This window comes from Klebsiella sp. CN_Kp088 (assembly GCF_040064335.1).
Classification (GTDB): Bacteria; Pseudomonadota; Gammaproteobacteria; order Enterobacterales; family Enterobacteriaceae; genus Klebsiella; species Klebsiella aerogenes.
In genome coordinates this window covers 384,703-407,165 of record NZ_JBEAIQ010000001.1, presented here as the reverse complement: position 1 = coordinate 407,165, position 22,463 = coordinate 384,703, and the positions used below count along the sequence as shown (strand labels likewise).

20 protein-coding genes are annotated in these 22,463 nt (G+C 54.0%); 9 read left to right on the top strand and 11 right to left on the bottom strand.

The genetic code is table 11. The annotated features are described in order from the left end of the window. Nucleotides 1-36: 36 nt before the first annotated feature. The 6 genes from ABLV08_RS01985 to ABLV08_RS01960 all read right to left on the bottom strand — a co-directional run bounded on the left by ABLV08_RS01985 (nt 37) and on the right by ABLV08_RS01960 (nt 6,606). On the bottom strand, nt 37-801 hold the full coding sequence (locus ABLV08_RS01985; RefSeq protein ID WP_015705502.1) for an SDR family NAD(P)-dependent oxidoreductase: 765 nt from the start codon (nt 799-801) through the stop codon (nt 37-39). Between the two features lie 17 nt (nt 802-818). Beyond that, the gene (locus ABLV08_RS01980) at nt 819-2,126 is read right to left on the bottom strand and encodes an MFS transporter (RefSeq protein ID WP_348855482.1); all 1,308 of its coding nucleotides are present in this window, start codon (nt 2,124-2,126) and stop codon (nt 819-821) included. Nucleotides 2,127-2,270: 144 nt separating this feature from the next. Beyond that, the gene (locus ABLV08_RS01975; RefSeq protein WP_032709956.1) at nt 2,271-3,317 is read right to left on the bottom strand and encodes a LacI family DNA-binding transcriptional regulator; all 1,047 of its coding nucleotides are present in this window, start codon (nt 3,315-3,317) and stop codon (nt 2,271-2,273) included. A 239-nt stretch (nt 3,318-3,556) separates the two neighbouring features. Beyond that, nucleotides 3,557-5,254, bottom strand: coding sequence for an NAD-dependent malic enzyme (locus ABLV08_RS01970; protein WP_015366493.1), 1,698 nt, complete (start codon nt 5,252-5,254; stop codon nt 3,557-3,559). A gap of 185 nt (nt 5,255-5,439) precedes the next feature. Next, entirely contained in the window at nt 5,440-5,580 is a 141-nt protein-coding gene (sra, locus tag ABLV08_RS01965; protein ID WP_015366494.1) for a stationary-phase-induced ribosome-associated protein, read from the bottom strand. 174 nt (nt 5,581-5,754) lie between these two features. Continuing rightward, nucleotides 5,755-6,606, bottom strand: a complete 852-nt coding sequence (locus ABLV08_RS01960) for a Vmh family MBL fold metallo-hydrolase (RefSeq protein WP_348855480.1) — start codon at nt 6,604-6,606, stop codon at nt 5,755-5,757. Between the two features lie 112 nt (nt 6,607-6,718). Here ABLV08_RS01960 and ABLV08_RS01955 point away from each other — a divergent pair, with 112 nt between their 5' ends. The 6 genes from ABLV08_RS01955 (at nt 6,719) to ABLV08_RS01930 (ending at nt 12,359) form a co-directional block, all read left to right on the top strand. Then, nucleotides 6,719-7,603 (top strand): LysR family transcriptional regulator, encoded by an 885-nt coding sequence (locus tag ABLV08_RS01955; protein ID WP_348855479.1) that lies wholly within the window; start codon nt 6,719-6,721, stop codon nt 7,601-7,603. A 44-nt stretch (nt 7,604-7,647) separates the two neighbouring features. After that, nucleotides 7,648-8,079 (top strand): OsmC family protein, encoded by a 432-nt coding sequence (locus ABLV08_RS01950; RefSeq protein WP_015366497.1) that lies wholly within the window; start codon nt 7,648-7,650, stop codon nt 8,077-8,079. 117 nt (nt 8,080-8,196) lie between these two features. Then, nucleotides 8,197-9,066, top strand: a complete 870-nt coding sequence (locus ABLV08_RS01945; RefSeq protein ID WP_047041338.1) for an oxygenase MpaB family protein — start codon at nt 8,197-8,199, stop codon at nt 9,064-9,066. A gap of 175 nt (nt 9,067-9,241) precedes the next feature. Then, nucleotides 9,242-10,168 carry a cation diffusion facilitator family transporter gene (locus ABLV08_RS01940; RefSeq protein WP_110884385.1) on the top strand — a complete coding sequence of 309 codons (927 nt, stop codon included), beginning with the start codon at nt 9,242-9,244 and terminating at the stop codon, nt 10,166-10,168. A 69-nt stretch (nt 10,169-10,237) separates the two neighbouring features. After that, on the top strand, nt 10,238-11,182 hold the full coding sequence (locus tag ABLV08_RS01935) for a Dyp-type peroxidase (RefSeq protein WP_047041335.1): 945 nt from the start codon (nt 10,238-10,240) through the stop codon (nt 11,180-11,182). A 259-nt stretch (nt 11,183-11,441) separates the two neighbouring features. Next, nucleotides 11,442-12,359 (top strand): bestrophin family ion channel, encoded by a 918-nt coding sequence (locus ABLV08_RS01930; RefSeq protein WP_045382331.1) that lies wholly within the window; start codon nt 11,442-11,444, stop codon nt 12,357-12,359. A 38-nt stretch (nt 12,360-12,397) separates the two neighbouring features. Here ABLV08_RS01930 and ABLV08_RS01925 read toward each other — a convergent pair whose 3' ends face one another. The 3 genes from ABLV08_RS01925 to ABLV08_RS01915 are packed head-to-tail and all read right to left on the bottom strand — an operon-like array spanning nt 12,398 to nt 14,980. Further along, entirely contained in the window at nt 12,398-12,559 is a 162-nt protein-coding gene (locus tag ABLV08_RS01925; RefSeq protein ID WP_064572208.1) for a DUF2474 domain-containing protein, read from the bottom strand. Then, nucleotides 12,559-13,569 carry a cytochrome d ubiquinol oxidase subunit II gene (gene cydB, locus ABLV08_RS01920; protein ID WP_348855478.1) on the bottom strand — a complete coding sequence of 337 codons (1,011 nt, stop codon included), beginning with the start codon at nt 13,567-13,569 and terminating at the stop codon, nt 12,559-12,561. Before cydB ends, ABLV08_RS01925 begins: the two co-directional genes overlap by 1 nt. Before the next feature lies 1 nt (nt 13,570). Beyond that, on the bottom strand, nt 13,571-14,980 hold the full coding sequence (locus tag ABLV08_RS01915) for a cytochrome ubiquinol oxidase subunit I (protein ID WP_045382328.1): 1,410 nt from the start codon (nt 14,978-14,980) through the stop codon (nt 13,571-13,573). A gap of 453 nt (nt 14,981-15,433) precedes the next feature. Here ABLV08_RS01915 and ABLV08_RS01910 point away from each other — a divergent pair, with 453 nt between their 5' ends. After that, nucleotides 15,434-17,734 (top strand): FdhF/YdeP family oxidoreductase, encoded by a 2,301-nt coding sequence (locus ABLV08_RS01910; RefSeq protein ID WP_045382325.1) that lies wholly within the window; start codon nt 15,434-15,436, stop codon nt 17,732-17,734. 161 nt (nt 17,735-17,895) lie between these two features. After that, nucleotides 17,896-18,792, top strand: a complete 897-nt coding sequence (locus ABLV08_RS01905) for a LysR family transcriptional regulator (protein WP_045382322.1) — start codon at nt 17,896-17,898, stop codon at nt 18,790-18,792. On the opposite strand, the gene ABLV08_RS01900 is transcribed toward ABLV08_RS01905, so the two are convergent. Next, nucleotides 18,789-19,691 carry a LysR family transcriptional regulator gene (locus ABLV08_RS01900; RefSeq protein WP_049057978.1) on the bottom strand — a complete coding sequence of 301 codons (903 nt, stop codon included), beginning with the start codon at nt 19,689-19,691 and terminating at the stop codon, nt 18,789-18,791. The two genes, ABLV08_RS01905 and ABLV08_RS01900, sit on opposite strands and share 4 nt — an antisense overlap. Nucleotides 19,692-19,795: 104 nt before the next feature. Between ABLV08_RS01900 and ABLV08_RS01895 the strand changes: the two genes are divergently transcribed. Beyond that, on the top strand, nt 19,796-20,986 hold the full coding sequence (locus tag ABLV08_RS01895) for an MFS transporter (protein ID WP_227506415.1): 1,191 nt from the start codon (nt 19,796-19,798) through the stop codon (nt 20,984-20,986). Here ABLV08_RS01895 and ABLV08_RS01890 read toward each other — a convergent pair. After that, on the bottom strand, nt 20,983-22,389 hold the full coding sequence (locus tag ABLV08_RS01890) for an MFS transporter (RefSeq protein WP_348855477.1): 1,407 nt from the start codon (nt 22,387-22,389) through the stop codon (nt 20,983-20,985). The two genes, ABLV08_RS01895 and ABLV08_RS01890, sit on opposite strands and share 4 nt — an antisense overlap. Nucleotides 22,390-22,463: the final 74 nt, after the last annotated feature.

The following is a 22,463-nucleotide window of genomic DNA, read 5'->3' as shown; positions in this document are numbered from 1 at the left end:
CCTGGCGGGCGGCGATTTCTGGCCGCCCGGTTTGCATTACATGCGATAAATTCCGCCGTTAATATCGATAGTGGCGCCGGAGATAAATCCGTCATACTCGCCGGCAAGGAAAGTGATGGCGCGGGCGACGTCATCGGGCGTTCCCGCGCGCTGAAGCGGAATTTGCCGGATGGTTTCGTCAGCCGAAGCCTGTGTGGTGTGGCGGTTATGAAAACGGGTGCCGAGAATAAGCCCCGGCGCAACCGCATTGACGCGCACGCCGTGCTCGCCCAGTTCAGCCGCCAGCGAGCGTGTCCAGGTCAGGATGGCCCCTTTTGTGGTTGAATAGGCGAGAGAACCGGCATGCCCCCCGGAGCGCCCCGCCAGCGAGGCGAGGTTAATGATGCTGGCGCCATCCGTTGCCGATTTAAGCCAGGGAAGCGCCGCCTGGGTGACGTTAAGCATGGTGGTCATATTGACGTCTAACACCGTTTGCCAGAACTGACGGTCAATTTCGCCAAGCCACTTACGCCCGACGATACCGCCGACGTTATTCACCAGGATATCGATACCGCCGAGGAATTCCGCGGCGGCCTGCACGCAGGCGGTCGCGTCCTCAGTGTCAATTAAGTCCGCATAGCGCCAGGCCGCTTTTTGCCCTCGCGCGCTGGCGATAGCCGCCAACTTTTGCGGGCCTTCTTCACCGCTGTGGTAGTGCAAAAAGACATCGCATCCCGCCAGAATCAGTTTTTCCGCCGTAGCCCAGCCGATACCTTGTTCAGAGCCGGTGATAAATGCTTTTTTTCCAATAAGAGTTCCCATGATGTTTCCTTAAATTTTCAGGATTGAATGACGCCTTCGCGCTGTCTGGCGCAGTAGAAAATGCAAATCAGGCCGGTGATCAGCAGGCACATGGCGAGGAATATCAGGCCCGGCGTGCTGCTCTGGCTGAAGTCGTTAAGGAGGCCGACCACGTAAGGGGCGACGAAGCCGCCCAGATTGCCGATGCAGCTCACCACGGCGAGACCCGCGGCCGTCGCTGCGCCTGCCGAGACGTTGGCAGGCATCGATAAGAAACACGGTACCGCGGTATAGATACCAATGGCGGCAATGGTCAGGAATGAGAGTGAAATCGCGACGTTGAACTTAAAGAACACCACCGCGCCGGCGAGCCCTAATGCGGCGACGACCATACTGATACCGGCAAAAACGGCGATTTTGCGTGTTTTACTGGCCAGCATACTCCATGGATAAACCAGTAGCGCCGCCAGGCCGTAGGGGATAAGGGCAATCAGGCTTACGCGAAGAATATCATCGCCGGAAATAGCGGTAATAATCGACGGTAGCCACATCCCGAAGCCGTAAATCCCACAAACCATCCCGAAATTCAGCAGCGCATAAAGCAGGTATTTGGGATTTTTAATACCGCTGGCGAACTCAGCCAGCGAGACTTTACTCCCTGATTTTGAACGGTTCGTACTACTCATTAACCACGCCTTTTCTTCAGCGTTGAGATAGCCGACTTCTTGCGGTGAATTCTTAATAATAAAAGGGATGAACAGGCCGATAACGATCGGCGGAATACCTTCGAGGATAAATAACCACTGCCAGGATTCAAGGCCAAACCAGCCGTTATCGATATGCAGAATTAAGCCTGAAATCGGTGAACCCACGGCGTTGGATAGCGGCTGGACAATAATGAACATGCCGAGAATTTTGGTCCGCCAGGCTGGCGGAAAAAAGATCGTGAAGTAGTACACCACTGAAGGGAAGAAACCGGCTTCGCACACGCCAAGCATAAAACGACAGATATAGAGTTCGGTCGGCGTTCTGACGAACCCCATCAAAGTGGCAAATACTCCCCAGGTGATCAGAATACGCGCGAACCACAGCCGCGGACCGAACTTAATCGTGCCGGCGTTGCTGGGAATTTCAAACATAAAATAACCGATGAAAAATATTCCCGAAGCAAAGCCAAAGGCGGTGGCCGTCAGGCCGAGACTATCCTCTAAGGCCATTGCGGCGTAGGCCATATTATTACGGTCAAGAAAAGCCAGAAAATAAAGCAATATCATTAATGGAACAATATGCCATGTCAATTTCTTAATGGCGCTCTTTTCTATATCTTGCGCAGATTGTAGGTTCATCATTATTTCCGGTTATACTCGTTAAAGTACAAAAGAATGGGATGGAAATCCCGACATTAATATGCGTTTTGAATGTAATAGGGTATAGGTCTCCCTGCAGATAATAACTATTATCTGCACCATGCTATTTATTTATAAAAACAACTAGGGTTGCTTTATTTTTACCGACTGACGCTGTATCACTTCCGGTGCAAAGATAAATTCGTCGGTTTGTAATCCCGGCTCAGTAATTCTCTGGACAAGCCGCTCAACCATCATCGACGCCATTGCCGAAAGCGGGGCCATTACCGAGGTGAGGCCCGGTGACGATAACGCCGACAGGGAGATGTTATCGATGCCAATCACCGAAATATCTTCCGCTATTTTCAGGCCCTGCGCGCGTAGCCCAACCATCAGGCCGATGGCTAAAGCATCGTTAATCGCTACCACGCCATCCACTCGCGGCGTTAAGGCGCTAATTTTTTGCGCCAGGCTTACGCCCAGTTCGAACATCTCGGCGTCGCCGAATTCCCGATTGCCTTTGCCTTCTATCACCACGCCTCTGGCCGCTGTACCGCTTTGGGAAAGCGCCGACTGAAAGCCGAGGATTTTATGGCTGCGTCCCAGCGTTAACCCGCTTTCGGTGGCAAAGACGATATTACGGCAACCGTTGTCCAGCAGATGTTGCGCCGCCAGACGTCCCGCTTCAACGTTGTCCATTGAGACACTATCGAAGTAGCGCGCCCGAGGCGGGACGCTTTCGGCCAGCCGGTTGTCATAGCTAATAATGGTCATGCCTTGTTCCGCTGCGCGCACAAAGTGGGTTTTGCGTACGTCGCTGGCGGCAACTATCAACCCGCGCACGCCGTGGGAGAACATATCCGCGATAAAGGCTGACTCCTCGTCGGCATCGCGGCAGCAAATGCCTAATAACAGCCGGTGGCGAAACGCGCGTGCCGCAGTATCCAGTTCATGCGCCAGCGCTGAAAAGCTGGGATTGACGATAGACGGTACCATCAGGCCGAGCATTTTGGTTGCTGAATCGGCGACCGGCGGAGCGCAACGCGCAGGGCGGTAATTTAGCTCAGCCATCGTTTTGACTATCCGCTGTCGGGTCTCTTCGCGCATCTGTTGCGTGCGATTATTAAGTACGTTGGACACGCTACTAATTGAAACTCCAGCCCGCCGGGCGACATCACGAATATTCGCCATACTTAAACCTTCTGTTTTCTGCTGCGCGCTTATTTCAGCGCCGCGGTATCTGTTTGCTAATTTATCGGTGAGCGAACAGGCGGGCAAGGTATTTACCTCCCGGCAAGCGAATGAAATAAAGCATCTGTGAAGCGCCTCGTAAGGATGGGCAGGTGTTTAGTAAACAAAGGGGAATGAATAACGGCCAAGGGCGGGGATAAAAAAACGGGCCCGATCTCCGGGCCCGTTGAAATAAAGCGTTAAATTGAGGTTCGGCGATAGTTGCGATATTCCGGCTGCCAGAAATTATCGCTAATGGCCTGCAGCAGCGCTTCGGCCGATGTTTTCACCGCCACGCCCTGTTCCTGAGCCACTTTACCGACCGCAAACGCGATAGCGCGCGATACGGCCTGAATATCTTTCAGTTCCGGCAGTACCGGGCCTTCGCCGTTATTCACCAGCGGCGAGTGGTTAGCTAAGGTTTCGCTTGCCGCCATCAGCATTTCGTCGGTGACGCGTGATGCTCCCGCAGCGATCACGCCAAGGCCGATGCCCGGGAAGATATAGGAGTTGTTACACTGCGCGATGGCGTACTGCTTGCCCTTAACCGTCACCGGGGTGAACGGGCTGCCGGTGGCCACCAGCGCTTCGCCGTCGGTCCAGGTCAGGATGTTCTGCGGCGTGGCTTCAACGCGGGAGGTCGGGTTCGACAGCGGCATGACGATCGGCCGCGGGCAGTGCTTGTGCATTTCACGAATAATTTCTTCCGTGAACAGCCCCGGCTGGCCGGAGACGCCAATCAGGATATTCGGCTTCACGTTACGCACCACGTCGAGCAGCGAGAGCGCTTCGTTGGTCGTATCCCAACCTTGCAGGTTTTCGCGTTTCTGCACCAGCTTGCTCTGGAACGACAGCAGATTCGGCATACCGTCGGTCAACAGGCCGAAGCGGTCCACCATAAATACGCGCTGGCGGGCTTCTTCTTCGCTTAACCCTTCGCGCATGATTTGCGCGATGATCTGTTCAGCAATACCGCAACCGGCGGAACCCGCGCCGAGGAAGACAATTTTTTGCTCGCTGAGCTGGCTGCCCGCGCCACGGCTGGCGGCGATTAATGTACCGACGGTGACCGCTGCGGTGCCCTGAATATCATCGTTAAACGAGCAAATCTCGTTACGATAGCGGTTAAGCAGCGGCATGGCGTTTTTCTGCGCGAAATCTTCAAACTGCAGCAGCACGTCCGGCCAACGGTTTTTGATGGCCTGGATAACGTCATCAACGAATTGATAATACTCGTCGTCGGTCACGCGCGGATGACGCCAGCCCATATACAGCGGGTCGTCGAGCAGTTGCTGGTTGTTGGTGCCGACATCCAGCACGATAGGCAGGGTGTAGGCCGGGCTGATACCGCCGCAGGTAGTATAGAGCGACAGCTTACCGATAGGGATGCCCATACCGCCGATACCCTGGTCGCCGAGACCGAGAATACGCTCGCCGTCGGTCACCACGATCACTTTGACGTTATGGTTCGGTACGTTTTGCAGGATATCGTCGAGGTTGTGCCGATTCTGGTAGGAGATGAACACGCCGCGCGCGCGACGGTAGATTTCCGAGAAACGCTCACAGGCGGCGCCGACGGTGGGGGTATAGATAACCGGCATCATCTCATCGAGATGATTGCCAATCAGGCGATAAAACAGGGTTTCGTTGGTGTCCTGGATGTTGCGCAGATAAATGTGCTTATCGATCTCGGTTTTAAATCCCTGATACTGGATCCACGCGCGTTCAGCTTGTTCTTCGATGGTTTCGACCACTTCCGGCAGCAGGCCCAGCAGGTTGAAGCTGCTACGCTCTTCCATGCTGAAGGCGCTTCCTTTGTTGAGTAACGGAAACTCAAGCAGAACCGGGCCAGCGTAGGGGATATAAAGAGAGCGGTTTTTTTTATAGATGAATTGCATCGCACTAACTCCTTGATGTTCACTTCAGACCCGGGCGCGGCGATAAGCGATCGGTCTGGCAGGAAATGCAGCGGGCAGAGTATAAAGCAGATGGTAACAAAAGAAGGATGCGAAGCGTGGGATTGTCTTAAAAAAACACCATCCCGTTTGGCGGATGGTGTTTTTATCATCACTCGGCTGAAAAATTAACCACCGCGGCGTTTGCGACCCGTAGCATGGATATGGTTAACGGTAGTTTCTTCGTCGCCTTCGAGCACCACTTTTTTCTGGCGGGAAAGCTTGTAGTTCAGACCGAGAAGATGACGTGCCTGATGGTTCGATTTCATTCTTACTCCTTAATCCTGTTCTGGTTTCAAGGACAAGCCCGACGCAAGCCGGACGAAACGTAACCCTAAGTACGCCGCGCTTTTTAACGCGACGGGATTATCGTGGTCCATTTTTTTGCGAATAGCAACCTTGCGTCGGCAGATTAAGAGCGTTCTCGATTCAGGCGTGGCCGATTACCACTTCATTTCGCCGGTGTTCACTTTCGCGCTCAGCTCCAGCGAGCTTTCTTCAGCGAGACCCGGATATTGCGTCTTCATGGCTTTGATGACGCTGGCGGAATCTTTATGCGCTTTCAGCGCCTGCTCGAATTTCTCCAGATAGTCGCGGGTAAAGACGATAGCCTTGTCGCCCACCGGCGGCGTGCCGAGATAGTGGCCCGGGATCACCTGTTGCGGATGCAGCGCGGCCATATCGCTAAGGGTCTGGCGCCACTGCTGACGGCTCGCCGCGCTTTGGGTATCGGCGGTCCAGACGTGCATGCCCCAGGCGACGCCGGTGCCGCCAAGAATCGCTTTATTCGCCGGGATCCAGACGAACGCGGCGTAGTTCTGCGGCTGACGAATTTCCACTTTCTCGCCGTCAATGGTGAAGCTATCTGCGGCTAATACCTGTGGAACATAGACCTGCTTCGGCGCGCCGTCTTTCATCTGTGGGCCCCAGTATGCCAGCTTCGCCGCTTTGGTCTCTTCAATATGCTTAACCACTTGCTCGGTTGCCACCACTTTGGCCTGCGGGAAGGCTTTCACCAGCGGCTCGAGGCCAAAATAGAAATCCGGATCGCCAGAGGTGATCACAATGTGCGTGAGCTTCTTACCGCTTTTGTTGATCATCTCAACCAGCTTTTCGCCATCTTTAACGCTGAACTGGGCGTCAAACAGCACCGCTTCGTGCGGGCCGGAGGCCAGCGTGGAGTTCACCGCGAAGATCGCGTTCTCCTGCGGGTTGTAGGTTTGCAGGGTCAACGGCGCGGCAAAAGCGGTGGTGCTGAACAGGGCGGTGGCGATAGCCAGGGCAGATACTTTCATGTTGGTTTTCTCTCTTTCAGGTGAATAGGTTTATTTTACGTCATTCTTGATTTGCGAAAATTCCTGAAAAAAGAGATGCTGAGTTTCATAAAACGTGCAGATGGATACGGATATGGATCGAGTTATCGCCGCCCAGGTATATATGCGCATATGCGAGCTGGGCAGTTTGAGCGCGGCGGCCAGGGCGCTTGGTATGTCGCGACCGATGGTGAGTCGCTATCTGGAGCAGATGGAACACTGGGCCGGTACCCGGCTCATTCATCGTTCGACGCGCAAACTGACCTTAACCAGCGCAGGCGAAAAGGTATTTCAGAAAACGCGTAGCCTCACGCAATTGGCGGATGAGATAGCGGGGCAGACGGAACGCGCGGTGCCGAGCGGCACGTTGCGGGTCGCCTGCGCGCACTTTACCGCCATGCAGTTGCTCTCACCGCTGCTACCGGAGTTTTTGGCCCGTTACCCCCAACTGCGCCTCGAACTGGATATCAACAACCATCCGGTAAGCCTGATTGGCGAGCGTATCGATGTCGCCATCCGGATCACCGATAATCCGGAGCCGGGGGCGATAGCGCGGCGGCTCGGCATTTGCCGCTCGGTGCTCTGCGCCTCGCCGCGGTGGCTACAGCAGCATGGCCAGATAAATTCGCCGGAGGAGCTTAGTCAACATAACTGTCTCCACTATAGCCATTTCGCCACCCCAACATGGCAGTTTACCGATCCGCAGGGCGAACCCGTGTCGGTGGCCGTCTCCGGCAACCTGAGCGCTGGGATCTCCTCTCTGCTGATGGAAGCGGCGGTGGCGGGGTGCGGCATCGCCATGCTGCCGGAACTGGAAGCCCGGCGCGCGCTAAACAGCGGCGCGCTAAAACAGGTGCTGCCTGGCTATACGCCAAAATCCCTGGCCGTCTATGGCATCTATCTGTCACGAGATTATCAGCCCAGCGCGCTGCCGCTGTTTCTGGAGGCCATTCAGCAACAGTTGTCCCAGGTCAGCTAGAGCTGTCTATACTTACTCCTTTAACGTCAAAAAGGAGTGAAACGATGGCAATTCATAAGAAAGGTCAGGCGCATTGGGAAGGGGATCTGAAAAGCGGTAAAGGCACCGTCTCGACGGAAAGCGGCGCGCTTAACCAACAACCTTATGGTTTTAATACCCGCTTTGAAGGCGTTAAAGGGACTAACCCGGAAGAGCTTATCGGCGCGGCCCATGCCGCCTGTTTCTCAATGGCGCTATCATTAATGCTAAGCGAAGAGGGCTATACGGCGACCTCTATCGATACCGTTGCGGTGGTCACGCTGGATAAGAGCGGCGGCGGCTTCGCCATCACCAAGATCGCGCTGCAGAGCAATATTGTCCTGCCGGGTATCGATAAAGCGGCCTTTGATCCGATTATCCAGAAAGCCAAAGCTGGCTGCCCGGTTTCGCAGGTCCTGAAAGCCGACATCTCCCTCGATTATCAGCTCAACGCTTGACCCGTGGCGTGCCCGCGGGAACGCGGGCGCGTTGGCGTTTAAAGTCACCGTCGGCAAATGCCTGCCGCCGCGAATGGTGTTATGTTGGTGGCGTTACGGATAGCGACGGGCAACGCAATGACCAGCATACGCGGCATGATTGAATCACAGGTCCTGGGTTTAACCGGGATGGCGTTAAAAGAGATTGATTTTGAAAACCCGAAGGGCGAGCCGGGCTTATTTGGCCCGCAGTCGGCTATCTGGCAGGTACACGGCGACTTTACCTCAATGCTCTGCGGCGGCATTAGCGCGCTATTATTGCAGATGCTACATCCGCTGGCGCTGGCCGGGGTGTGGGATCATTCGCGTTTTCGCGAGGATATCTTTGGCCGTCTGCGCCGCACCAGTCAATTTATTTCAGCTACCACGTTTGGCGCTACCGCAGATGCCGAAAGATTAATCGCCAAAGTGCAGGGGATCCATCAGCGCATCAGCGGCGTTACGCCTGACGGTAGGCCCTATCGCGCCAGCGATCCGGCGCTCTTAACCTGGGTTCATGTGGCCGAGTGCAGCAGCTTTATGGCCTCTCATCTGCGTTATAAGCGCACCATCGTCACTGCCGCGCGTCAGGAGCAATACTACCGCGAAGCGGCGGAGGTCGCCCGGCGACTTGGCGCCGAAGACATCCCCGAAACGCCACGTCAGGTGGCGGAGTATTTGCAGGATATGCGCCCCCAGTTACGTTGTGATGAACGAACGCGGGAGGTGGCGCAGGTGCTGCTTACCACCCGTCTGCCGGGCCGGCTAAGCCAGCCGGTAGGGCGCTGGATGATGGTAGCCGGTATCGATCTGCTTCCCGATTGGGCACAGCAGATGCTGGCGATCCCCATCAATCCACTGCAGCGGCGAACCGCCAGAGTGGCGGTCAATGGCGTGGCGCGGGTACTCCGCGCTTCGGTGCGCAATGGGGCTTATCACTGCGCTATGCGCCGAATGGCAACATTATAAATAGAGAAGATCAATAATGGCCGTTGAATGCGGCTGTTATTTTAAAAACGTAATCATTCGCATTTATATATTATAACTCAGGCTATTTATTTTAAATTTATTATCAACGAGCCATTAATATTGAATATCGCTGATTAATACCAGGCTATCATCCACACTTTATTCGGGAGGGATGATGGAAAATAAAAAGCAACAGAATGATAATAAATATCATCAGCGTTCACAGGCCGCGCGAAAAAGCACCCTGGTCAGCGTAGTCGTTAATCTGTTTTTATCGACCGGGCAAATTATCGCTGGCCTGTTTTCAGGGTCGCAAGGGCTAATTGCCGATGGTATCCACTCTCTTTCCGATTTAATTGCTGATTTTGTGGTTCTGATTGCCAATAAGAAAAGCCGTAAACCTTCCGACAGCGATCATCATTATGGCCACTGGCGCTATGAAAATGGCGCGTCGCTGATATTGGGCGCAATTTTAATGATTGTCGGCGTGGGCATGTTGTGGTCGGCGGTGGATAAACTACTCCATCCGGGAACCATTCAATCCGTGCATGTAACGGCATTATGGGTGGCCGTTGCAGCGCTGATCGCAAAAGAGACGCTATTCCGTTATATGCTGGCGGTAGCAAAGCGTATTCAGTCGTCATTATTAATTGCGAACGCCTGGCATGCGCGCTCGGATGCGGCGTCGTCGGTAGTGGTGGCGGTAGGGATCGTTGGTAATCTCGCGGGGATGGTCTGGTTGGATCCTGTAGCGGCATTGTTAGTAGGGGTATTGATTACACGAATGGGTTACACTTTTGCCGGCGATGCTTTACATGATTTAATGGATCGCTCGGTCGATGCGCAAACCCAGAATGCGATACGCAACACCATCGCCGCAACCGGCGGCGTTGTGGGTCTGCATGATCTAAAAACTCGTAAGGCGGGCGACCTGATCCTCGTCGATGTCCATATTGAAGTTCCGGGCGAGCTGTCGGTGCGTGCAGGCCATGCTATCGCGCTGGCGGTGCGGGAAAATGTGCTCGCGCGTCATGAGGTGCTACAGGTGATGATTCACATTGATCCATACGAAGCGCCCGGCGGCGAACTGGCTCACGCGTAAACAACTTTCGACTCCTGCCTGCAGGAGCCAACGCTACCTTGCCGTTAATTGGCAATAACAGAGGATGATATGAAAATTAACGAACCTCAGGCGATTACTTTACCGCTGCCGCGAACGGCGATATTTATCGTCGCGACCATAGCGCGCAGCGCAGAGAGCCTGAGCCGCGTGCGCGACTGGTGCGATGATTTTGCCGCGGTGGTGCGTTCAGTTGGCACTCGCATGCCGGAGGCGGGGATTTCCTGCATCTGCGGATTTGGCGCTGAAATCTGGCCGCAGTTGTTTGGCCAGCCCACCCCGCAGCAGCTGCATCCTTTCCGCCGCGTAGGCAGCGGAGAGCGCGTGGCGGTCTCTACGCCGGGCGATCTGCTGCTGCATATCCGTTCCGATGATATGGGGCTTAGCTTCGAGCTGGCGACGCAGCTGATGGACAAGTTGGGGGACGCCGTAACAGTTGTCGATGAAGTTCACGGCTTCCGCTATTTCGACCGTCGGGCGATGATCGGTTTCGTTGACGGCAGTGAAAATCCGCAGGGGCGCGCGGCGGCGGATTTCACCATTATCGGCGAAGAAGACGCTGATTTCGCCGGTGGTAGCTACGTCATTGTGCAGAAATATCTGCACGACATGGCGGGCTGGAATGCGTTAACCGTCGAACAGCAGGAACGTATTATTGGGCGAAAAAAAATGACCAACATCGAACTGGATGCCGATGTCAAACCAAGCTGTTCGCACAGTTCGCTGACCACCCTTGAAGAGAACGGCGAGGAGATTAAAATCCTGCGCGACAACATGCCGTTCGGCAAACCCGGCATGGGCGAGTTTGGTACCTATTTTATCGGTTATGCGCGCAGCCCGGCGCCCATCGAACAGATGCTGGAAAACATGTTTGTCGGCCGCCCGGCCGGTAATTACGATCGACTGCTCGATTATAGCCGCCCGGTTACCGGCAGTCTGTTCTTTGTACCTTCCGCGACGCTACTTGAAGAATTATCCAGTCGTCAGGCTGAATAACCCTGCATAATATCGGCCATTACGCCGCTACTGATGGTTTATTTCTCCGGCCTGCTTTGCAGGCCGTATATTGCGTGGAAAATAAAAAGAGCCCATAATTAAACCACCATTAATTCATCGCTAATTAATGGCGGTTATCAACGCGATGTCGTGTTTGTGTACAATAAAATTAACCAATGGCTTAATAGATAATATCTATACCCATCATCTTTCATTAGGGTATGTACTAAGCATCATTGGGTCTTCAGGAAGTAATACAATGATCATCCGGCCAGAACAACACTGGTTTTTTCGTCTGTTTGACTGGCACGGTTCCGTGTTGTCAAAAATTGTTTTCCGTCTGCTATTGAACGTTCTGATGTCGGTCATCGCCATCATCAGTTATCAATGGTATGAACAACTTGGCATTCACTTAACCGTTGCGCCATTTAGCCTGTTGGGGATCGCGATTGCGATTTTTCTCGGCTTTCGTAATAGCGCGAGCTACAGCCGTTTCGTTGAGGCGCGTAATTTATGGGGAACCGTGCTGATTGCTGAACGAACCCTGGTCAGGCAATTGAAAAATATCCTTCCCGGTGACGAGGAAACGCATAAAACGTTAGTCAGTTATCTGGTGGCGTTCAGCTGGAGCCTTAAGCACCAGTTGCGTAAAACCGACCCGGCGGTCGATCTGTATCGCCTGTTGCCGAAAGAAAAAGTGGCGGAAATTCTCGCCAGCTCAATGCCAACTAACCGAATTTTATTATTGATTGGTAATGAGTTAGGTAGGCTGCGTGAGCAGGGTAAGCTCAGCGATATTACCTACGGCTTGATGGACAATAAGCTTGATGAGTTAGCCCATGTTCTGGGCGGCTGCGAGCGTCTGGCGAGTACGCCGGTGCCGTTTGCTTACACCTTGATTTTACAGCGCACGGTGTATCTTTTCTGTACATTGCTGCCGTTCGCGCTGGTGGGGGATTTGCATTATATGACGCCGTTTGTTTCGGTGTTTATCTCCTACACCTTCCTGTCCTGGGATTCCCTGGCGGAAGAGCTTGAGGATCCGTTTGGCACTTCGGCAAACGATCTACCGCTGAATGCAATGTGCAATACCATTGAACGTAATTTGATGGATATGACCGGACAACATCCGTTACCGGAAAAAATGCAGCCTGACCGTTATTACAACCTTACATAAAAAAACGCCGGGCGGGTCAGCCCGTCCGGCGTTTAGTATTAGTGAGTGCGCATTCCTGCCGCCGTCATCAACAGCTTAAAGAGGGTGGCGACCACGCCGAGCGCCAGCACGCTGGCCCCCCAGATAATCACCAGCCACATCAGTTTGCGCCAGAACGGACGATGATGCGTCGTTAACGTTTTATCAGATTGAGTTGCCATCAATGATACCCCTCATCGGGTTTGATTTTGCCGCGGAACACGTAGTAGCTCCAGCAGGTGTACATCAAAATAACCGGAATGATCAGCAACCCGCCGACCAGCATAAAGCCCTGGCTCTGCGGCGGCGAAGCGGCCTGCCAGATAGAGATTGCCGGTGGAATAATATTCGGCCAGATGCTGATCCCAAGGCCGCTGAACCCGAGGAACACCAGCGCCAGAGTGAGTAAAAACGGCCCATAGCTGGCCTGACGATTGTAGGCGCTACGGACAATCCCCCAGCAGCAAACCAGCACCAGCAACGGCACCGGCATAAACCAGATGATATTGGGGAATGTAAACCAGCGGTGAGCGATTTCCGAGTGAGTCAGCGGCGTCCAGATACTGATAATGGCGACTACCGCCAGCAACGCCAGCGTCAGTGGGATCGCCAGCTCAGACATTTTGCGATGCAGAGCGCCTTCGGTTTTCATTATCAGCCAGGTGCATCCCAAAAGCGCGTAGGCAATCACCAGCCCGATGCCGCAAAACAGCGGGAAGGGCGCCAGCCAGTCGAGAGTCGAGCCGCTAAACTCACGACCCGTCACGCTGAGGCCGTTGAGCAGGGTACCTACGGCGATCCCCTGACTAAACGTCGCCAATAGCGAACCGCCGATAAACGCCTTATCCCATAACGGACGATGTTCCGGCGTCGCCTTAAAGCGGAACTCAAACGCCACGCCGCGGAAAATCAGCCCCAGTAACATGGCGGTTAACGGGATGCTGAGGGCATCGATAATCACCGCGTAGGCCAGCGGAAACGCCCCATACAGCGCCGCGCCGCCCAGCACCATCCAGGTTTCATTGCCGTCCCACACCGGCGCCACGCTATTCATCATCATGTCGCGGTCGGTTTCATTTTTATTAAACGGGAACAGAATGCCGATCCCGAGATCGAAACCGTCCATCACGATATACATCAGAGTGGCAAAAACGATGATCGTGAACCAGATAATTGACAGGTCGATACCCATATTATTTTCTCCCCGAAGTATTCATAGGCTCGCGCACCGCAGACAGCGGGCGGGCAGGGGTTTGGTTCTGAGTCGGGTCCTCCGGCGTGTGCGCACTTTCCGGCCCTTTTTTTATCAGGCGAATCAGATACACGTAGCCGACGCCAAACACCGAGGCGTAGACCACGATAAAGGCCAGCAGGCTGAGGGACATATGCAGATCGCCATGGGCGGAGACCGCATCCCGGGTGCGCTGAACGCCATAGACTACCCACGGCTGGCGGCCAATTTCAGTGGTAAACCAGCCTGCCAGTAGCGCGATCAGCCCGGAAGGGCCCATCAACAGGGCAAAACGCAGGAACGGTTTTGAGGTGTACAGCCGGCCTCGCCAACGCAGCCAGGCGCTGACCACGCCGAGCAGTACCATTAACATACCGAGCCCGGCCATCACCCTGAACGACCAGAAGATAATGGTGGAATTTGGGCGATCTTCTTTCGGGAAACTTTTTAAGGCCGGAACCTGTTTATCGAGGCTATGGGTCAGGATGATGCTACCAAGATAGGGAACCTCAATTTTATATTTGGTGCGTTCCTCATCCATATCCGGCAGACCAAACAGCACTAATGGCGTGGCTTCACCCGGTTTATTCTCCCAGTGCCCTTCAATCGCGGCGATTTTTGCCGGTTGATGTTCGAGCGTATTCAGGCCGTGCGCATCGCCAATCATCGCCTGAATGGGGGCGACGATCAGCGCCATCCACAGCGCCATCGAGAACATCTTGCGGATTGCCGGCGTATCATTGCCTTTCAGCAGATGCCAGGCTGCCGAAGCGCCGACGAAAAAGGCGCTGGCAAGGAAGGCTGCGGTAGACATGTGCAGCAGGCGATACGGGAATGAAGGGTTAAAAACGACCTTCAGCCAGTCTACCGGCACCACGATGCCATTCTCGATAATGTAGCCCTGGGGCGTATGCATCCAGCTATTGGACGCGAGGATCCAGAAAGTGGAAAACAGCGTGCCCAACGCCACCATACAGGTCGCGAAGAAGTGCAGGCCGCGGCCGACACGATGCCAGCCGAACAGCATGACGCCAAGAAAGCCAGCTTCGAGGAAGAAGGCGGTCAGGACTTCATAGGTCAACAGCGGCCCGGTAATACTACCGGCGAACTGCGAGAACCCGCTCCAGTTAGTGCCAAACTGATAGGCCATCACCAGCCCGGAAACGACGCCCATACCAAAATTAACGGCAAATATTTTTGACCAGAAATGGTAAAGCTGGCGGTAGGTATCCTCTTTTGTTTTTAACCACAGCCCTTCCAGTACCGCAAGGTAGCTGGCGAGACCAATGGTAATAGCGGGGAAAATGATGTGGAAAGATACAGTAAATGCAAACTGTATCCTGGCTAAATAAAAGGCATCTAATCCGAACATGGCTCACCCCTGTACGACATTACTTCATTGTATTTATGGAATATTTTCTGCATAGCGGATACGGCTTTACCTGCGCAAAGCCTCCTGTTGATGACAATTAAATTACGGCGTTGACGGGCATTGAAATATGTTAATGCCCTTGATAATAAAGTTTAAAAATAATTCTTTAATTATCAAATAGGTTAAATTTAACACCCGATAGATAACATCTATTATACAACACGAAATGACATGTTATTATTTAGTTAACGAATAAAGTTACTCATTTCTTTTTAACCAGACATTTAGTTAAAGATTAAAAACAACGAGTTAACCCTGTCATTTGCTATTCATTGAAAAAAGAAAAGCGGTATTTCCCGCTTAATTACTGTGGTTATTTAACATCGCCGCAAAAAAACGTGACCAATGTTGTTAATAACATCCGTTAGCTGAAGAGAGTATTCAGGAGTTCATATGAATAAGAAAAAACGCGCTGTCCCCGGTGTTCATCCCTATGATGGTCCAGCGGGTGGATGGGGGGCGTTAAAAGCGACCGCCATCGCCGTGCGTACGCAAATGGACGCGCTTGACGCCCCGGTCACGCTGCTGCGTACCAACCAGCCTGACGGTTTTGACTGCCCCGGCTGCGCCTGGCCGGATAAAGAACATAAATCAACCTTCCAGTTTTGTGAGAACGGCGCGAAGGCGGTCACCTGGGAAGCTACCAGCAAACGCGTGACGCCAGAGTTCCTCGCCGCCAATACCGTGACCTCGCTGCTGGCGAAAAGCGACTTTGAACTGGAAGGTTACGGACGTATTACCCATCCCTTGTCTTACGATCGTGAGAGCGACACGCTGCGTCCGGTCTCCTGGGAAAGCGCGTTTGCCCGCATTGGCGAAGTATTACAGAGTATGCAACCCGATGAAGTTGAGTTCTATACCTCCGGGCGCGCCTCTAACGAAGCGGCATATCTGTTCCAGCTATACGCCCGCGAGTTCGGCACCAATAACTTCCCGGACTGCTCCAATATGTGCCACGAGGCGACCAGCGTTGGTCTGCCGCAATCGATCGGTATCGGTAAAGGCACGGTGTCTTTGGACGACTTTGACAAAACGGAACTGGTTATTTCCATCGGTCACAACCCCGGAACCAACCATCCGCGCATGATGGGCACGTTGCATGAACTGTCCCGCCGCGGTGTGCCGATTATCGTCTTTAACCCGCTGCGTGAAAGGGCGCTGGAACGTTTTGCCGACCCGCAGAACGTCATCGAAATGGCAACCTACAGTTCGACGAATATCGCCTCGACCTATTTCCAGGTGAAAGCGGGCGGCGATGCCGCGGCGCTGAAAGGGATCGCTAAAGCATTACTGGAGATCGAAGCGGACCAGGGCCAGGTGCTGGACCAGGCGTTTATTAACGAGCACACCCTCGGCTTCGACGCTTTTGCCGAAGATTTACGCCAGACCAGTTGGCCGGAAATTGAGCGTGAGTCCGGATTAACTCGCGACGATCTGCAGCGCGTTGCCGTTGCCTACGCCAAATCCAACGCCACTATCGTGACCTATGGCATGGGGATCACCCAGCATAACAAAGGCACCTCTAACGTCCGGTTGATTGCCGACCTTCTGCTGATGCGCGGCAATATCGGCAAACCAGGGGCCGGGATCTGCCCGCTGCGCGGTCACTCTAACGTGCAGGGTAACCGTACCGTCGGTATTACCGAAAAACCGAGTACCGAGTTTCTGAATAATCTTGAAAGCGTGTTCGGCTTTGTCGCACCGCGCGGACATGGTCACGATGCGGTGAAAGCGCTGCAGGCAATGGTTGCCGGCGACGCGAAAGCGCTGGTCTGTCTTGGCGGTAATTTCGCGGTGGCGATGCCGGATCATGAGCGGGCGTTCCCGGCGATGCGCGGGCTGGATCTTAGCGTGCACATCGGCACCAAACTGAACCGTTCGCATCTGCTGGTGGCGAAAGAGACCTTTATTCTGCCTTGTCTGGGCCGCACCGAACTTGATATGCAGGAGAGCGGACGTCAGTCGATTACCGTGGAAGACTCGATGTCGATGGTGCATGCCTCATCCGGCAAACTGAAACCGGCCTCTGATCGTCTGCGCTCGGAACCGGCTATCGTCGCCGGGATGGCGTCGGCGACGCTGCCGAACAGCAAGATCGACTGGTTATCGCTGGTGGCTGATTACGACCGCATCCGCGATCTCATCGAGCAGACTATTCCTGGATTTGAGAGTTACAACGAACGTATTCGTCATCCGGGTGGTTTCCGTATGCCGCTGCCGCCAACCGAGCGGATCTGGCCGACGCCGACCGGCAAAGCGATGTTCTCGGTGTTCAAAGGCGTCCATGAGAACTCCCGCGTTGACGGCGACGACGTGATGCGCCTGGTTACGCTGCGCAGTCACGATCAGTACAACACCACGATTTACGCGATGGACGATCGCTATCGCGGAGTGTTTGGCCGCCGCGATGTGCTGTTTATGAATGAGCAGGATATGGCCGAGCAGGGGCTGGAGCATGGCGACCGCGTCGATATTTTCACCGCGCTGCCGGATAGCGACCTGCGCCTTGAGGATATCACCGTGGTTGCTTATAGCATCGCGCCGGGCACCGTTGGCGCCTATTACCCGGAAGCCAACGTGCTGGTGCCGCTGGATTACATCGATGAAGAGAGCGGCACGCCGTCGTACAAATCAGTTCCTATCCGCCTGACGCTGCGTTCGAAAGAGGTGCGCGCCGTCCCCGGTCTGCGTTAATTTGCTGAATATTGCCAGTGGCCTGCGATCGGGCCACTGGCAAATGGCATCTTGAAATCATCCCATACCGCAAGTAACATTTAAATAACATATCTTATCGCAGCTGTGTTCTGCATCGCGTCCACCACTGACCAGCGGACGTCACTATTCTGGAAGTTAAGATGGACATTAAACAGCTGAAATATCTGATCGCGCTCGATCAGACGCGCCATTTCGGTCAGGCCGCGGCGGCCTGCCATATCACCCAACCGACGCTTTCAATGCGTATTCGCAACCTGGAAGACGAACTTAATCTCACGCTGATTCAGCGCGGCCAACGCTTCGAAGGCTTCACCCCGGAAGGGGAGCGCATCCTCGCCTGGGCGCGGGCGCTGCTGGCGGCGCACGACGGCCTGGCGGCTGAAGCGGCGATTTGTCGCGGCCAGATGGTGGGCCAGTTACGCGTAGGCATGGTGCCGTTAGCCAGCCTGAACCCGATGCAATTGATCAAACCGCTGGCGGAAAAATACCCTGAACTGCAGTTCAGTCTGCTGTCGATGACCTCTGAGCAAATTATCGACGGCGTCAGCCGTAATCAGCTCGATCTTGGCATCTGCTATTTGCACCACGTCGATAGCGCATTATTTAACGTCACCTGGCTGCCGAAAACGCGAATGGGCCTGCTGCACGACTGTCGCCATTTCCAGTTCGACGCAGGCATTCCCGAGTGGGAGACATTAGCCGGGCTGCCGCTCGGTTTCCTTACCAAGGGAATGTATTATCGTGAATCGATTGAAATGAGCTTTAAAGCCAAAGGGTTAACGCCAAAATATGTCTTTGAAAGCGATTCGACATTTCAGATAATCCAGGCGGTACAGGCCGGGATCTGTTGCGCTATCATGCCGCTCAATAACGGCCTGGAAGCGCTGAGCGACAATCTGGCGATTATTCCTATCGCGGAAACCGAGGTTGATTCCACGCTTGCGCTTATCATGCGCAACCAGGAGCCGGTGTCGTCGTTGGCGGAAAAATGTTTCGCCGATGCGCAGGCGATTTTTAGCGAAGCGCCGCACACTTAATTGGCGGCCAAATGCTGCTGCATGAAATCGAGCCAGACGCGAGATCGGGCTGGTAAAAAGTGGCGTTCGCGATACAGGGCCACGAGATGTAGCGGTGCCGCCGGTAGTTCCAGTTCAATCACCTTTAACTGACCTGAGGCGATAAACGGGCGGCAAGCCTGTTCAGCAAGGATGGCGAAACCCACGCCGGCGACGGCGGCATGAAGGGCGATCTCTCCGCTATTCACCCGAAAATGAGCCTGGACGTTCACTTTTTTAAACGCGTTCTGTGCGGTGATGAATTGCCAGGCTTGCCCCTTCAGCGCGCTGACGGTGGTGATGCAGGGAAGCGAGGTAAGTTGCTCGCAACGTACTGGCTGTCCGCATTTTTCCAGCAGCGAAGGCGCAGCGACAACACAACAGGGAAATGTCGCCAACGGCCTGGCGATATAGCTGGCATCCTCCATTTTGCCTCGGACGATGGCGACGGCAATGTCGATATCTTCTTTAAGCGCGTCGGCTCCGGCAAGGCTGACCACACAGCTTACTTCGATTTTGGGATAACGCATGGCGAACCGCGCCAGCATGGGGCCAAAAAGCGTCGGTCCAATCTCGTTGGGAAGACATAAGCGCAACAGCCCCTCAGGATCGGCCTGCTGTTGAGTTAAGGCCGCTTCGGTTGCCGCGAGCTGATCAAGCAGGGGGCGCATACTATTAAAAAAAGCCTGCCCGGCATCGGTGAGATGCATGTGTCTGGTGCTGCGCTGGATAAGGCGCAATTGCAGTTTTTCTTCCAGTTGAGAAATCTGGCGACTGACATTTGACGAAGGCATACGTAATGCCCGCGCCGCCCCGCTGAAACTGCCGTTTTCCACGACACTCACAAACACGCGTAGTGCATTCAAATCTAATTTACTCACCGCTAATTATCCCATTTCTGATAACTGAATAGCCCATTTTTACCGCCTTATGCGCTTTTTTACTAGCCGATACACTGACGCTCCCCCTGATGAGAGGAAGTCTAATGACCATAAATCTACGGCGAATGGGCGCGATAATCGCATTTATCCAATTTACCAATGCGCTCGAATATATGATCTTCAATCCGCTATTTGTCTACATGGCGCCGACTTTTCAAGTGCCGGTGAGCTGGGCAGGTTATGTCAGCGGTATTTATACGCTTGCATCGGTCATTTCTGGAGTAGGCGCGTGGCGCCTGGTGGGAAAGCTAAATCCGCGTAATTTTCTACTGGTTAATATGGCGTTACTGGGAGCATTAACGCTGATGGTTCTGGCTACCCAGCACTTTATATTGTTGCTGATACTGCGTTTTTTGGCCGGGCTCCTCGGCGGAATGACGATGGGTGTGGCCAGTAGTTTACTGATCAACGCGGCGGACCAGGAACACCGAGCGCGCTTGTTAGCGACGGTCATCTCTGCCTTTTCCCTGGTCAGTATTATCGGTATGCCCGCCATGTTGTTTCTCTGCGAACGTTTCGGCTGGCAGACGGCGCCGGCATTGATTGGCGTGCTTTGCCTGGTGGCGCTATTCATGATCTACCTTGGCCTGCCGAATATTCCCGGCGGCGTACGTTCTGGAACACAGATACGCATCACGCCAACGATGCTGTTATTTGCCAGCGGCAATGCGTTAACCCAATTTAGTCCGATGCTATTACTGCCGATCCTGGTGCCTTTGCTGATGGGCAATATGCGGGCAGGCAGTGAGGCGCTACCTTGGTTATTCTTTCTCGGCGGTATAGCGGGATTCGCGGCGACAAAGTTGAGCGGCAGTCTATATCATCGTTTTGGCGGCTATCGGTTGAGCCTGGCGGCGACCGCAGCTTTTATTATCAGTTTGCTGATGGCGCTATGGCTGGACGGCGCGAGTTGGTTGTTCATGATTGCCTTTCTTGGGGCATCTTATAGCCGGCTGGTTGCCTCCTCGGCGGTGGCGATTCGGTTCCCGGACGATAACTGGCGAGCGGGATTTACCACTCTGCAAGGAGGTTTCATGTCCTTCAGTACGGCGATTGCCTTTATGCTCTGTTCACTGTGGCTGGCCGACGGCGAGATGAGTCAGCAGGCGTCTACTGGATTGATTGCATTTAGCGGAGCTAGCGCCTTGCTGCTGCCATTTTTACTGCGCTATCAAGAAAAAATACTCGTACGCAACGCCGCCGAACGGGTAAACGGCGGCGTTGGTGAGCTTTAAATATTTTCCAGGCGAATTCCCCGGGTTCTTGGCCCAAATACGCCTACCGACAGCATGACCATCAGCATACTGGCGACGATAAAGCTAATCACCCCTGGGGTACCGGCATATTGCAGGATCACACCAATCATAATACTGGTAACCGCGGTGGACAGACGGCTAAAGGAGTAACAGAAGCCCACCGCCCGGGCGCGGATGTGGGTTGGGAACACCTCCGCCTGATAGGCGTGATAGCTGATGGTGAGCCAGGCATTGGACCAGGTGATCATAAAGCCGCAGATAACCAGCAGTACCGGGTTATTTTGTAAAGCGAACAGTGTGCCGAAGATCACCGTCATCAGCGCTGACAGGACAATTTGCCATTTGTTTTCAAAACGATGGACGAAACGAGTGCAGAACAGGCAGCCAAGGGGATAAGCTAGAGTGATAAAGAAGGCGTACAGCAGGCTATGGGTAATACTGGCGCCCTGGCCGGAAAGCAGCGCGGGTAGCCAGTTACCGAAACCAAAGAAGCCGATGGCCTGGAAGAAGTTCATCACCATTAACATGAGGGTGCGTTGACGGTACTGCGGCGCCCATATCGCTTTAAAATTACCGCGTTGTGGCGCCGCTACTGCCGGACTGGCATGGCGCCGGGAAGGCGATAAACCGCAGCGCTGTTCCATTTCACCCATAACCCGGTGCGCGTCATCGTGGCGGCCTTTGCTTTCCAGCCAGCGGGCGGATTCCGGCAGCTTTTTGCGGATAACCCAAATGACCAGTGAACACAGTGCGCCGAGAATAATCACCCAACGCCAGCCGCTCAGGCCGAGAATGGTCATTGGCACCAGTAGCCAGGACATCAGCGCCACCGTCGGTACCGAGAGAAACTGAATAAAAAAGGCGTAAGCGAAGGCTTTATTACGTAAATGCGTCGGCATCCACTCACTGAGATAAGTATCAATAGTCACCAGTTCAATTCCCAGGCCGATCCCAACCAGGAAACGAAAGAAAATAACCCCTTCAGCGCTATTTTGCAGCGCCATAATCAGCGAAAAGATGCCATACCATGCCAGGGCGAACATAAAGGTCAGGCGGCGTCCGAGCCTGTCCGCCAGCGGCGCGAGCAGACTGGCGCCGATAAACAGCCCCATAAAGGTCGAGGAAGCGAAGGCTGCCTGATCGGCAATACCGAATACCCCGTCTTTCCCGGTATGGAAAATATTCTCGGCGAGCAGGCCGGTGCTGATATAACCGGTCTGGAACAGGTCGTAGAGTTCGAAAAAACCGCCTAATGCCAGCAGGGTGATAAAAGACCAAAGACCGGGCGAGGAGGGCAGAGCGTCGATACGCGCGGTTAAGCTATCGGGATGTTGTCCTGGCGGGCTAAAGGAGGCGTCGCCGAGAACCTGGGTGGTAGACATATTATTATTTTCCTCAGGAGAAATGTTTGCCTGCTAATGTTAATTGGTTGTTAATGGTTTTAAATTTTTAATTG